At 59.0% G+C, this 12,782-nt stretch carries 13 protein-coding genes; 7 read left to right on the forward strand and 6 right to left on the reverse strand.

All coding sequences use genetic code 11. The features are described from left to right. Positions 1 to 92 precede the first annotated feature (92 nt). From KHU30_RS00055 to KHU30_RS00065, 3 genes are all read right to left on the reverse strand, one after another. On the reverse strand, positions 93 to 1,109 hold the full coding sequence (locus KHU30_RS00055) for a homoserine dehydrogenase (RefSeq protein WP_211440630.1): 1,017 nt from the start codon (positions 1,107 to 1,109) through the stop codon (positions 93 to 95). A gap of 353 nt (positions 1,110 to 1,462) precedes the next feature. Beyond that, positions 1,463 to 2,161 (reverse strand): glutamine amidotransferase, encoded by a 699-nt coding sequence (locus tag KHU30_RS00060; protein ID WP_211442133.1) that lies wholly within the window; start codon positions 2,159 to 2,161, stop codon positions 1,463 to 1,465. Positions 2,162 to 2,362: 201 nt separating this feature from the next. Beyond that, the gene (locus tag KHU30_RS00065; protein WP_211440631.1) at positions 2,363 to 2,785 is read right to left on the reverse strand and encodes a VOC family protein; all 423 of its coding nucleotides are present in this window, start codon (positions 2,783 to 2,785) and stop codon (positions 2,363 to 2,365) included. 191 nt (positions 2,786 to 2,976) lie between these two features. Here KHU30_RS00065 and KHU30_RS00070 point away from each other — a divergent pair, with 191 nt between their 5' ends. Beyond that, positions 2,977 to 3,900 (forward strand): LysR family transcriptional regulator, encoded by a 924-nt coding sequence (locus KHU30_RS00070; protein WP_211440632.1) that lies wholly within the window; start codon positions 2,977 to 2,979, stop codon positions 3,898 to 3,900. An 80-nt stretch (positions 3,901 to 3,980) separates the two neighbouring features. On the opposite strand, the gene KHU30_RS00075 is transcribed toward KHU30_RS00070, so the two are convergent. Beyond that, entirely contained in the window at positions 3,981 to 4,457 is a 477-nt protein-coding gene (locus KHU30_RS00075) for an Lrp/AsnC family transcriptional regulator (RefSeq protein WP_211440633.1), read from the reverse strand. A gap of 214 nt (positions 4,458 to 4,671) precedes the next feature. Between KHU30_RS00075 and KHU30_RS00080 the strand changes: the two genes are divergently transcribed. The 6 genes from KHU30_RS00080 to KHU30_RS00105 all read left to right on the forward strand — a co-directional run bounded on the left by KHU30_RS00080 (position 4,672) and on the right by KHU30_RS00105 (position 11,302). After that, positions 4,672 to 5,643, forward strand: coding sequence for an ABC transporter substrate-binding protein (locus KHU30_RS00080; protein ID WP_211440634.1), 972 nt, complete (start codon positions 4,672 to 4,674; stop codon positions 5,641 to 5,643). Between the two features lie 157 nt (positions 5,644 to 5,800). Then, the gene (locus KHU30_RS00085; RefSeq protein WP_211440635.1) at positions 5,801 to 6,751 is read left to right on the forward strand and encodes an ABC transporter permease; all 951 of its coding nucleotides are present in this window, start codon (positions 5,801 to 5,803) and stop codon (positions 6,749 to 6,751) included. Beyond that, positions 6,751 to 7,545: an ABC transporter ATP-binding protein gene (locus KHU30_RS00090; protein ID WP_211440636.1), complete on the forward strand. Its 795-nt coding sequence runs from the start codon at positions 6,751 to 6,753 to the stop codon at positions 7,543 to 7,545. Before KHU30_RS00085 ends, KHU30_RS00090 begins: the two co-directional genes overlap by 1 nt. A 52-nt stretch (positions 7,546 to 7,597) precedes the next feature. Continuing rightward, entirely contained in the window at positions 7,598 to 8,860 is a 1,263-nt protein-coding gene (locus tag KHU30_RS00095) for a Glu/Leu/Phe/Val dehydrogenase (protein ID WP_211440637.1), read from the forward strand. A gap of 48 nt (positions 8,861 to 8,908) precedes the next feature. Next, positions 8,909 to 9,985: a 4-hydroxyphenylpyruvate dioxygenase gene (gene hppD / locus KHU30_RS00100; protein WP_211440638.1), complete on the forward strand. Its 1,077-nt coding sequence runs from the start codon at positions 8,909 to 8,911 to the stop codon at positions 9,983 to 9,985. 228 nt (positions 9,986 to 10,213) lie between these two features. Further along, positions 10,214 to 11,302: a porin gene (locus KHU30_RS00105; protein ID WP_211440639.1), complete on the forward strand. Its 1,089-nt coding sequence runs from the start codon at positions 10,214 to 10,216 to the stop codon at positions 11,300 to 11,302. A gap of 92 nt (positions 11,303 to 11,394) precedes the next feature. Here the strand turns inward: KHU30_RS00105 and KHU30_RS00110 are convergent, their stop codons facing one another. Next, positions 11,395 to 12,069, reverse strand: a complete 675-nt coding sequence (locus KHU30_RS00110; RefSeq protein ID WP_211440640.1) for an ABC transporter ATP-binding protein — start codon at positions 12,067 to 12,069, stop codon at positions 11,395 to 11,397. A 10-nt stretch (positions 12,070 to 12,079) separates the two neighbouring features. After that, positions 12,080 to 12,757: a molybdate ABC transporter permease subunit gene (modB, locus tag KHU30_RS00115; protein WP_211440641.1), complete on the reverse strand. Its 678-nt coding sequence runs from the start codon at positions 12,755 to 12,757 to the stop codon at positions 12,080 to 12,082. Positions 12,758 to 12,782 lie beyond the last annotated feature (25 nt).

A 12,782-nucleotide genomic window follows, 5' to 3' on the forward strand; every position in this document is an offset into this window, starting at 1 on the left:
CTGTGAATCCGTCGCGTTGAATGTGGCTCAGGACTGGCGCATGGTGACTGGCGAGAAAAAGTCCAGCAGTACAAGGCTATTCAACGCCTCTTTCACAGCACCGGACGCTGAAGCATAAAGAGAATATGCTCAAGGTCCTTGAGCGCGGCAGCAGCCGTTCCGTATGGATGAGATCCGCCGCCAACGATCGTAAAGTCGCCGATGAGGTCGGTCGTGATACGGACCGCCTTAGTGCTGCCGTGCACCTGCGCAAAAGGGTGTGCCTGGTCGCACAGGTCGAGGCGGACGCAGGCCTGATATGTTTCGTCAATATAGTCGATATGGCCTACCAAACGCGGCATTAGGCCAGCGGCGCGCCATTGACGCACATCCGCCAGGGTCACGCCGCTGATCCCTTGCCTGAACATCTTCTCGACCTCGATGGCAGTGCCAAACGCTGCGTTGGACAGGATGGCGATCTTGCATGCGGTGTCCCATCCATCCGTATCGAGCGTTGGATCCGACTCCGCAATGCCTAGGCGCTGTGCTGCGGCAAGCGCATCTGCAAATGAGCACTCTTTGTCCATCATCTCCGATAAGATGACGTTTGTCGTTCCGGTGACGATGGCCGATACGGACGATACTCGACACCCGGCCAAATTGTATTGAATCAGATCTATGGTCGGTATTGCAGAACCCACTGCGCCACTCAGCTTGAGTGCGACCCTTTGCCGGCTCGCCTCTTCGCGGATGCCCGCGTAGTCGACAGCGAGGGCGCCTTTCGAGATCGCAATAATGTGCATCCTGCGGGCCAAGGCCGACCTGATGTAGGCCAGTGCCGCACCGCCGGTCCGGAAGTCCGTTGGGCTGGCTTCGACCAGGACATCGGCTGGCACATGATCGATAAAGGCTGCGCCTGACAATCCTTTGAAATAAGCTTCCTTGTCCTCCAGGGCGGCCTGGTCGAGGCCATCCTCATGGATAATTCCGGCAGACCCGGTGCAAACACCCACTATACGTAGGTCGAAGCCATATCGTTTTTTATAGTCGGCCCGCCGCTCGTGCAATAGATGCGCCACCTTGCGCCCGATTCCCCCGAACCCGGTTATTGCTACGTTTAAATTGCGCATAAGATTCCTTCCGTGGGTGCTTTGCATCAATCGAATCCCCCATCCTGCCAACCGTGAAACCGTGAAACCGTGAAAGAAGGAGCGGTCGGCCGCTCAAGCCATGCCGGCGCGCAAGCATGCTGGCGTCTACCCGGCACGGCGTCGATCAATATATCGGGGAAACTGCTTGGCAAACGTCAAGTACATGCCCTAGCAGCCTGTCGGACTTAGGATGATCGGCTGCAAAAATACCTGAGCGGTCCCTCCGGACCGGGCCATATTTCACCGGCCTAAGCTATTGACACTGCAAATCCGGCAAAATCTGTCCTCGCTCAGCTATTTTTTCGCTTCGATCCCCTAAGTCCGACAGGCTGCTAGAGGCCGGCCGTATCGAGCCAGGTATCGAAAACTATCTGCGCCATCGTAGCCAATTCTTCTCCGTAGCGTTGCGCATCTGCCCGCAGAGTTTTCGGATCGATGCCCGCTTGCGCCAACTCGCCCGCGTTTCCGACCAGCCATCGCTCGATAAATCGTGCGTCTACCTCTAGGTGGAACTGCAGTCCGAGCACGTGCTTTCCCAGGGCGAATGCCTGGTGCTTGCCAATGGCTGTCTGTGCCAGATTGGATGCTCCAGGCGGGATATCGAACGCATCGCCATGCCAATGTAGAACTGGCGTAGCCGTCAGCGCCGCCAGCGCTGACGCCGTCCCAGCCTGCGTGAGTTCGATTGGGCCGAAGCCGATTTCCTTTGCGCCCATGGGCGCAACACTCGCACCCAGGCTCGTGGCGATAAGTTGCGCCCCAAGGCAAATACCAATGAGCGGTATCTTGTCGGCAAGGCATCGTTTGATGAAAGCCAGCTCCTTCGACAGGAAGGGATACGCGGCCTCGTCGGCGACTCCCAACGGTCCCCCGAGAATGACGACAAGATCGGCAGGAGCTTGCGCCAATGCATTCCAATCGGCGGTCGGTCCATCCACCTGCCGAATCTCGAAACCGCGTTCCTCAAGGGATGCGCGCAAGGTCCCGAGACCCTCGAAGTCGACGTGCGAAATGGCAATCGCTTGCTTCATGTTTTCCTTCATTCATTTTCCTCTATGCCGATATTCTGGCCGGACTAGCTTGAAAATATTCAACCAGAACCATGGATGGCCGCCAGACATGCGCAGGCTGTTAGCGTCCGGTTCAGCTCTTCGGCATGACCCGATGGCGCGGCTTGAGCGCTGATGTGGCACAGCGCCGGCAAGAATTGGCCGCCATGATGATTGCAATGATTATTTGGCGAAGATGTAATCCATGTTCGCAAACGATTTGAATTCGAGGGCGTTGCCGGACGGATCCAGGAAAAACATCGTGGCCTGCTCACCGACTTCTCCCTTGAAACGAATATGCGGTTCAATGATGAATTTGATGCCGGCGGCTTTCAGCTTCGCAGCCAGCGCCTCCCATTCTGGCAAGGACAAGATCACCCCGAAATGACGTGACGGCACATCGTGCTCATCCACTGGATTGGTGGCGCTGAGACCGGTTTCGCCCGGCGCCAGGTGCGCCACAAGTTGATGCCCATAGAAATTGAAGTCCACCCATTTTTCGGCGCTGCGGCCTTCATGGCAGCCCAATAGATCGCCATAAAAGGCGCGCGCCTGGGCAATGTCGTTGACGGGAAATGCCAAATGGAACAACGGTGTCGGTGTCATCTTGGATTCTCTTTCCTAACGCTTTATTGGTGATGGGTAAGTCGGCTATGCAGCACGCAAGGAGGCTGGGAAGCAGAATCGCCTGTGATTGCCATTCCTGTGCGTGCTGAGCTTTGAAGCAAGTCTATATACATATATTTGTGATGTAAAATGATGGTTTTTGATGCTTCTAATTCAAATATTTCATAAGCATGATACGTTACCTGAAGACCTTTGCAGCCGCGGCGCAACTGGGATCGTTTTCGACCGCCGGCGCCAGGCTTGGCTTAACGCAATCTGCGGTGAGCATGCAAATCAAGCGCCTGGAGGATGAGCTGAATTGCGAACTCTTCACGCGCGCGGGAAAGTCCGTCGCTGTCAGTGATCACGGCAGGCAGTTGCTACATACCGCGGAGGAAATCATCAGGCTTTTCGAATCCATGAAGGGGCAGACCGAAGTCGCTGCCACGCGTGGAAAAATCGATATCGGCGCCATCTCCACCGTCCAGCTGGGCTTGCTGCCGGCAGCGCTGGCGGAATTTCGCAAGTGCTTCCCATTGGTTGTGGTCAACGTAGTGCCAGGAACATCGGTCCAGCTCATGTCGCAAATCGACAGTAACGATTTATCGCTCGCGGTCATGATTCGCCCCAATCTGAAAATGACCAAGAGCTTGCAATGGACCACCATGTTGCGCGAAACCTACGTGGCAATTGCACCGCTGTCGGCGCGCCAGGCAACGGTCAAGGACCTGTTGTTGGCGCATCCGTTTCTGCGCTACAGCAGAAGGTCTTACGGCGGTCAGCTGGTTGAGCGCTACCTCAAGCGTACTCGCCTCGGCGTGAACGATACGATGGAGCTGGACGAACCGATGGTGATCATGGAGATGGTCAGAAAAGGACTCGGAGTCGCCATCATCCCTTATGATCTCACTGTAAGCGCATCGAGCAAAAAGCTGCGTGTCTTACCGTTAGGGGATGCGGGGTTTTTTCGGGAAATTGGCGTTTTGCAACATATCTCTCCCGTCTCGAATGTCGCTGTTGAAAAATTGCTGGACTGCATTGCAAAAGCTGCGAGTGCAAAGCAAATCGTTAGTACAGAAAATCTGAAATCCGATATCGCAAAAGGGATGCGTTGAGCGATGGCATGATCGATGCCGCGTTAACAAAGCAAGCATCCTGGCGAAAACTGAGCGTGTATGCGTATTTATGATGTGAACTAGACCGGCGGCAGCGGCAACATATTGGTCGCCTTGATTTCATCCAGGCAGACGCTGGAGCGGACGCCGCTGACGCCGCGCATGCGCATCAGCTTTTCCATCAGGAAGTCCGACAGTTCTTTCAGATCGTGCGCGGTCACTTTCAATACATAGTCGAAATCGCCGGTGATCGAGTAGCACTCCAGGATTTGCGGCCATTCGTTGATGGCCGCCTTGAATCCCGATAAGTCGTTAATATGTCCTTTCTCCATCGATACATGGACAAAGGCGATCACGTTCAGCCCCAGGCTGGCCGGGCTCAGCCTGGTTTCATAGCCGACGATGAAGCCGGCTTCTTCCAGCCGGCGATGGCGGCGGTGGCATTGCGGGGCGGACAGGCTGACGGCTTCCGCCAGTTCCAGATTGGATGCACGGCCGTTCTGCTGCAGGAAGGTCAACATTTTGCGGTCGATTTGATCGATATCAATTTTGTGCAATTTATTCTCGATTTCTGGATTTGTGACGAAATTATATTTCATAACCGTATAAAAATCGGCCGCAACTCGCAAACCAATTTTCAGCGTTCAAAGCTATACTTTTTTCAAAATAATATATAGAGCAGCAGGGGCGCAAGCCAGAATAATCCTTTGTTGCAATATAATAAAGCAGCCGATTTCCGGCAACCAAACTGACTCATTTGGAGACAAAGTCATGAAATTTCCTTTCTTGCGTACCGCTATTGCATCTGTCGTGCTGTTGAGCCTGGCGGGCGTATCCGCTGCCTATGCTGCGGACAAAACCGTGGTGGTCACTGCCATCGTTGAACACCCGGCGCTGGATGCCGTGCGCGACGGCGTCAAGGACGAGTTGAAGGCCGACGGCTACGAAGCTGGCAAGAACCTGAAATTCGAATATCAAAGCGCGCAAGGCAATACCGGCACCGCGGCGCAGATCGCCCGCAAATATGCCGGCAGCCAGCCGGACGTCGCCGTGGCGATCGCCACCCCTTCCGCCCAGGCGCTGGTGTCGGCCACCAAGACCGTGCCTATCGTCTACGCTGCCGTGACCGATCCGGTCGCCGCCAAGCTGGTCAAGAGCTGGGATGCTTCCGGCACCAATGTCACCGGCGTGTCCGACATGTCGCCTCTGGATAAGCAGATCGAACTGATCCGCAAGGTGGCGCCGAAAGCCAAGCGCATCGGCGTCATCTACAGCCCGGGCGAGGCCAATTCGGTATCCATCGTCGAATCGCTCAAGAAACTGCTGGCCGGCACCGACCTGACCCTGGTTGAAGCCGCCGCCGCCCGCACCATCGACGTGCCGAGCGCCGCGCAAAGCCTGATCGGCAAGGCCGACGTCATCTACGCGCCGACCGACAACAATGTCATGTCAGCGCTTGAAGGCATCATCAAAGTGGCCGAGCAAGCCAAGCTGCCGGTGGTCGCCGCCGATACCGGCGCGGTCAAGCGCGGCGCTGCTGCTGCGATCGGCCTCAACTACTACGACCTGGGCCGCCAGACCGGCAAGATCGTCGTTCGCATCCTGAAGGGCGAAGCGCCAGGCAAGATTGCTTCGCAAACCAGCACCACATTCGAGCTCTACGTGAATCCTAAGGCAGCGCTCAAGCAAGGCCTGACCTTGCCGGCTGATCTGGTCAAGTCCGCCAAAGTCGTCGAACAATAAACAGGGCTGGCGGATGACGCATGCCTTCATCCGCCAGCTTTTGCTTCGTAGATTCTGGTTTGCCTGATTTGGCGTGTTTTTTGCCGCGCATTTTGCTGATGAACCGCGCTCGGTCTGCTGTTCCGGCTAGCCGCGGCTCCGTAATTTAAGGATGTATATGTCGCTCATCGCTTCACTTGGCGCTATTGAGATCGGCCTGATTTTCGGCCTGGTCGCGCTTGGCGTGTTCTTGTCTTTCCGCGTCGTCAATTTTCCCGACCTCACGGTCGACGGCAGTTTCCCTCTCGGCGGCGCCGTTGCCGCAACCCTGATCGTCTCTGGCTGGAATCCCTTCCTGGCGACCTTCATCGCGCTGCTGGCCGGCGGCCTGGCCGGCTGTATCACCGCCTGCCTCAATGTCTACCTGAAGATCATGCAATTGCTGGCCAGTATCCTGGTGATGATTGCCCTCTATTCGGTCAACCTGCGCATCATGGGCAAACCTAACGTGGCGCTGATCAGCGAGCCGACAGTGTTCAGCATGATCAACATCGGCGACTTGCCGGACTACTGGGTGCAGCCGCTGGTGATGCTGGTGATCGTGCTGATCGCCAAGCTCTTACTGGACGCTTTTTTCGCTTCCGAGACCGGCCTGTCGATGCGCGCCACCGGCGCCAATGCACGCATGGCGCGGGCCCAGGGCATTTCCACCAGCCGGCAAACGGTGTGGGGCCTGGCGATTTCCAATGCGCTGGTCGCGCTGGCCGGCGCCCTGTTCGTACAGACCCAGGGCGGCGCCGATATCTCTATGGGCATCGGCACCATCGTGATCGGCCTGGCGGCGGTGATCATCGGCGAAACCGTGGTGCCGGCGCGCAGCCTGGTGGTGACCACTGCGGCCTGTATTTTCGGCGCGGTGCTGTACCGCTTCTTCATTGCACTGGCGCTGGACATGGATTTCATCGGCCTCAAGGCGCAGGATCTGAATCTGGTGACGGCGGCGCTGGTCGGCCTGGCGCTGCTGATTCCCAATTTCAAGCGCAGTTACAAGCGCATGCGTGGCAACGGAAAAACCAAGCCTTCCGCCAGCATCAGCAGTGGCCTGGCAGCACGCAAAGGGGAAAACTGATGTTGAAACTCGATAACCTTGAAATCACTTTCAATCCCGATACGCCGATCGAAAACAAGGTCTTGCGCGGCCTGTCGCTGGAAATTCCCTCCGGCCAGTTCGTCACCGTGATCGGTTCCAACGGCGCCGGCAAATCGACCATGCTCAATGCGGTCTGCGGCGACCTGATGGTCGACAGCGGCAGCATCACCATCGACGGCACCGACGCCACGCGGCGTTCCAGCTGGCAGCGCGCCGACCTGGTGGCGCGCGTGTTCCAGGACCCGATGGCGGGCACCTGCGAAAGCCTGACGATTGAAGAAAACATGGCGCTGGCCTGGAAGCGCGGCAGCAAGCGCGGCCTGCGTTTTTCCCTGAACCGCAACCTGCGCGAACTGTTCCGCGAAAAGCTCAGCATCCTCAACCTGGGGCTGGAAAACCGCTTGTCGGACCGCATGGGCCTGCTGTCCGGCGGCCAGCGCCAGGCGGTCAGCCTGCTGATGGCTTCGCTGCAGCCCTCGCGCATCCTGCTGCTGGACGAGCATACCGCGGCGCTGGATCCCAAGACCGCGGCCTTTATCCTGTCGCTGACCGCAAAGATCGTCGAATCCAGCAAGCTGACGGCGATGATGGTCACCCACAGCATGCGCCAGGCGCTGGACTACGGGACGCGCACCGTGATGCTGCACGAAGGCAAAGTCATCCTGGATGTGCACGGCGAGCAGCGCCAAGGCCTGGATGTGCCGGATCTGCTGCGGATGTTTGAAACCACCCGCGGCGAAAAAATCGATGACGACAAGCTGTTGCTGGGCTGACCAGACCGGCAGAAGCAGGGTCGTTGCAACCATGGAAATCTGAAGGAGCAGTATGAAGGCTTTACTCAATGCGTTTGAAAGCAAGGCGCCGGAAATCGTCTTTGAATGGCATGACGCCGAGACCCCGGCGCGCGGCTGGATCGTGATCAATTCGCTGCGCGGCGGCGCAGCGGGCGGCGGCACGCGCATGCGCAGCGGGCTGGACCGGCGCGAAGTGGAGTCGCTGGCGAAGACCATGGAAGTCAAGTTCACCGTGTCCGGGCCCGCCATCGGCGGCGCCAAGTCCGGCATCGATTTCGACCCTGCCGATCCGCGCAAGGCCGGTGTGCTTAGCCGCTGGTACAAGGCGGTCACGCCTTTGCTGAAGACTTACTACGGCACCGGCGGCGACCTCAACGTCGACGAAGTGCATGAAGTGATTCCGATGACCGAGCGCTACGGCCTGTGGCATCCGCAGGAAGGCATCGTCAACGGCCATTTCGAGCCTAGCGACAACGAGCGCATCCAGAAGGTCGGCCAGCTGCGCATGGGCGTGGCGAAAGTGGTGGAAGATGCGCGCTACACGCCGCAAGCCAGCCGCAAATACCTGGTGGCGGACCTGATCACAGGCTGGGGCGTGGCGGAATCGGTGCGCCATTACTACCGCTTGTATGGCGGCAGCCTTGAAGGCAAGCGCGTGATCGTGCAAGGCTGGGGCAATGTCGGCTCGACCGCGGCTTACTACCTGGCCAAGGCCGGCGCCCGCGTGGTCGGCATCATCGACCGCAACGGCGGCCTGATCAAGGCCGACGGCTACAGCTACGAAGAAGTGCATGCCTTGTTCCTGGCCAAGCAGGGCAACCAGCTGATCGCGGACGACATGCTCTCTTTCGACGAGTGCAACGCCGCCATCTGGAGCGTCGGCGCCGATATCTTCCTGCCATGCGCCGGTTCGCGCCTGGTCAAGCAGGAACAGGTCGACCAGCTCATCGCCAACGGCCTGCAAGTGGTGTCCAGCGGCGCCAACGTGCCGTTTGCCGACAGCGATATCTTCTACGGTCCGATCTATGAACATGCGGACAACCGCGTCGCCGTGATCCCTGACTTCATCGCCAACTGCGGCATGGCGCGCGCTTTCGCCTTCCTCATGCAGAGCCAGGTCGAAGTATCCGACGAAGCGATCTTCGGCGACGTCTCCGCCACCGTCGGTGCGGCGCTGGAAAAATGCCACGGCCATTCGGCCAGCCATACCGGGATTGCCAAGGTCGCATTTGAAATCGCTTTGCAGCAGCTGATCAAGCCAGAAATATCGGAGAGCGCCGCTACCCGCGGCTGATCCGTTTTTATGCAGTCCACCAGACTTTATCTATACCAGGAGTAGCGCATGACTGATTTATTTGATAACCCTATGGGCCTGTGCGGCTTTGAATTCGTCGAGTACGCATCGCCAATCCCCAACGTGATCGAGCCGGCCTTCGAGGCCATGGGCTTTGTCAAGGTTGCCCGCCACCGCTCCAAGAACGTGTCGCTGTATCGCCAGGGCGATATCAATTTCATCATCAACCATGAGCCGAAAAGCCCGGCGCATTACTTTGCGGCCGAACACGGACCGTCTGCCTGCGGCATGGCGTTCCGCGTCAAGGATGCGCACAAGGCTTACCAGCGTGCGCTGGAACTGGGCGCCGAGCCGATGGACATGGCGACCGGCGTGATGGAGCTGCGGTTGCCGGCGATCAAGGGCATCGGCGGCGCGCCGCTGTACCTGATCGATCGTTTCACGCCGGGCAAGTCGATCTATGACATCGATTTCGAATTCATCGAAGGCGTCGATCGCAACCCGGTCGGCGCCGGCCTCAAGACCATCGACCATCTGACCCACAACGTCTACCGCGGCCGCATGGCGCACTGGGCGGCGTTCTACGAGCGACTGTTCAATTTCCGCGAAATCCGCTATTTCGACATCAAGGGCGAATACACCGGCCTGACTTCGAAGGCGATGAGTGCGCCGGACGGCATGATCCGCATCCCCTTGAACGAAGAATCGTCCAAGGGCTCGGGCCAGATCGAGGAATTCCTGATGCAGTTCAGCGGCGAAGGCATCCAGCACATCGCGCTGGCGACCGACAACCTGGTGCAAACCTGGGATGCGCTGAAGAAAATGGGCACCAAATTCATGGTGGCGCCGCCGGCGACTTACTACGAAATGCTGGAAGGGCGCCTGCCAGGCCATGGCGAGCCGACCGACCAGCTGCAGATGCGCGGCATCCTGCTGGACGGCGTCTCCAACGACCAGGGCCAGCGCCTGCTGCTGCAAATCTTTTCGGCCAACACGCTGGGCCCGGTATTTTTCGAATTCATCCAGCGCAAGGGCGACGAAGGCTTTGGCGAAGGCAATTTCAAGGCCCTGTTCGAATCGATCGAACGCGACCAGATCCGCCGCGGCGTGCTGAAGGCGGAATAAATTCAAGTTGTGTTTTCACAACAGCTTGTCTTGGGGGAAAGTTAGCCTGCTATGATGGCAGCTCAGCTTTACCCCTAGCGGGTTGTTACAGCCCGCGACAGCGCCGGAATGGCGGCGTTGTGGCAGTAGCGGTAAAGCGACGGTGGGGGCAGCGTGGTGGAGATTTGATGACGCCGTTCCCAGCCTGTCGTACAAAATCTAAAAAATATTAATCCTATGGAGACGTGCATGAAAAAATATTCCTTGTTGCTGGTAGCGGCGGGCTTGGCCAGTAGCGGCGCGATGGCGCAGACCTCGGTCACGATCTACGGTATCGTCGATACCAGCATCCGTTATATCAGCAGCGACAACGCTGCCGGACAAAAGAACTTTGTCGTCACCAACGGCGCCATCTCGAACAGCCGCCTGGGTTTCAAGGGCACTGAAGACCTGGGCGGCGGCCTGAAAGCCATTTTCCGCTTGGAAAACGGCTTCAATTCCGATAACGGCAGCCTGTCCAGCGCCGGCACATTGTTCAGCCGCCAGTCGTATGTCGGCCTGAGCGGCAGCTTCGGCCAAGTCACCCTGGGCCGTCAGCAAACGCCGCTGTTCGACCTGATGGCTGATCATTTCGATCCGCTGACCGTCGGCAATTACGACCAGAACGCATGGATGCCTGCCGGCGCCACCTTGGTCCGCAATTCCAACATGATCAAGTACTCCGGCACATTCGGCGGCTTCGCCGGCGCCCTGAGCTATGCTGCGGGCGAAAAGGCCGGATCGGTCAAGTCGGGCAGCCAGGTCGGCGCCACCGGCCAGTACACGGTCGGTCCGTTTTCCATCGGCGGCGGCTATCAGCAGACTGTCAGCTCGGTCAACACCGACTGGAAAGACACTGCCTATAACCTGAGCCTTTCCTACGCAATCGGCGCAGCCAAGCTGTTCGGCGGCTACTACCGCATCAAGGACAGCACCGGCACCACGCCTGCGTATTTTGGCGTCTCCGGAAGCGCAGCTGCGACCAACGGCGGCATCGCCGGCGTTGAGCGCCAGGACAATGCTTACTTCCTGGGCGCGACTTTCCAGGCAACGCCAGCCTGGTCGCTGTCGGCCGCCGGCTACTACGACAAGAGCAAGAACGTCACCGTTGCCACTATCGGCAACCTGGGCGACGGCACCCGTTACGCGCTGGTCGGCGTAGCGGAATATGCTTTGTCCAAGCGTACCCAGGTGTACGGTACGGTCGACTACAACAAGGCTAAAGATGCAGCCTTGTCGGAACTGGTCGGCAAGGATAGCGTGACTGGCGTTGCAGTTGGCATCCGTCACATTTTCTAAATAGCGGAATCGCTGCAGTCGCCAGCGGCGGCTGCAGGCAAGTCGATGAAAAGCGCGGGGCCGGTTCGGTTCCGCGCTTTTTTTTGCGGTTTTCAGTTGGCTGTCTTAAAGATGCTGCCGTCGCGGATTTCGAAGATTTCATCGCCGAGCAGGGCGAGGTCGGCGGGGTCGTGCGTGATCACCATCATCGGCACGTTCAGCCGGCGTTGCAGTTCCGACAGTTCGTAGCGCATTTTGTCGCGCAAGTGGAGGTCGAGCGCGGAAAACGGTTCGTCCAGCAGCAGGATGTCCGGTTCCAGCACCAGCGCCCTGGCCAGGGCCACGCGCTGGCGCTGGCCGCCCGACAGCTGGTGCGGATAGCTGTTGGCGGTGGCGCTCAACTCGAACGAAGCCAGCCATTTCCGCACCGCCGGATGCTCGTGCGGACGACGCATGTTGGTGCAGCCCGAACGCAGGCCGAAAGCCACGTTCTGCGCCACCGTGAGGTGCGGAAACAGCGCGTAGTCCTGGAACAGGTAGGCCACCTTGCGCTGCTGCGGCGGCAGGCAGATCGCCGCGGTGCTGTCGAACAGGATATTGTGTTTGAGGCGTATCACACCCTCGTCGGGCGTCAGCAGGCCGGCAATCGCGCGCAAGGTCAGGCTCTTGCCGGCGCCGGACGGACCGTACAACATGACCCGGTTGCTCTCGGCGCGCAGGGAGATATCCAGATTGAAGCCGCGGTCGTCGGCTTGCATGTGCTTGCGGATGCTGATCTCAATCGTCATGGCCTCGTCCTCACCAGTTCCTGCGGCGCTGGCTTTTCGGCAGCAGGCGGCCGGCGATCAGCAGCACCGCGATGCAGGTGGCGGAGGTGATCAGCACCAGCAGGTTGGCGCTCTGGTCGTCTCCGGCCTGTACCGCTTCATAGATCGCCACCGACAAGGTCTGGGTTCGGCCCGGCAGGTTGCCGGCGATCATCAGGGTGGCGCCGAACTCGCCCAGGGCGCGGGCGAAAGCCAGCAGCACGCCGGCGGCAATGCCCTTGGAGGCCAGCGGCAAGGTGACGCGGAAGAAGACCCCGGCTTCCGACACGCCAAGCACGCGGGCGGCATTTTCCAGCTGCGCATCGACGTTTTCAAAGGCCGCGCGGGCGGATTTGAGAACCAGCGGAAAGGCGACGATGGTGGCGGCGATCACTGCGCCTTGCCAGGTAAAGACCAGCTCGATGCCCCATTTTTCCAGCCAGGCGCCGAACACGCCGCGGCGTCCCAGCAGCACCAGAAGATAGTAGCCGAGCACGGTCGGCGGCAGCACCAGCGGCAAGGTCAGCACGGCGTCGACCAGATCGCGCGCCGGCGAGCGCCAGCGCGATAAGCCGTAGGCGGCTGCAACGCCGAAAAGCATGTTGAGTAGGGTGGCCCAGCCTGCGACTTTCAGCGACAGCGTGAGGGCAACCCAGACTCCGCTGTTCATGACTTCTGCTTTCTATTCACTGCTG

The organism is Collimonas humicola, from assembly GCF_018304945.1.
GTDB classification, from domain to species: Bacteria; Pseudomonadota; Gammaproteobacteria; order Burkholderiales; family Burkholderiaceae_D; genus Collimonas; species Collimonas humicola.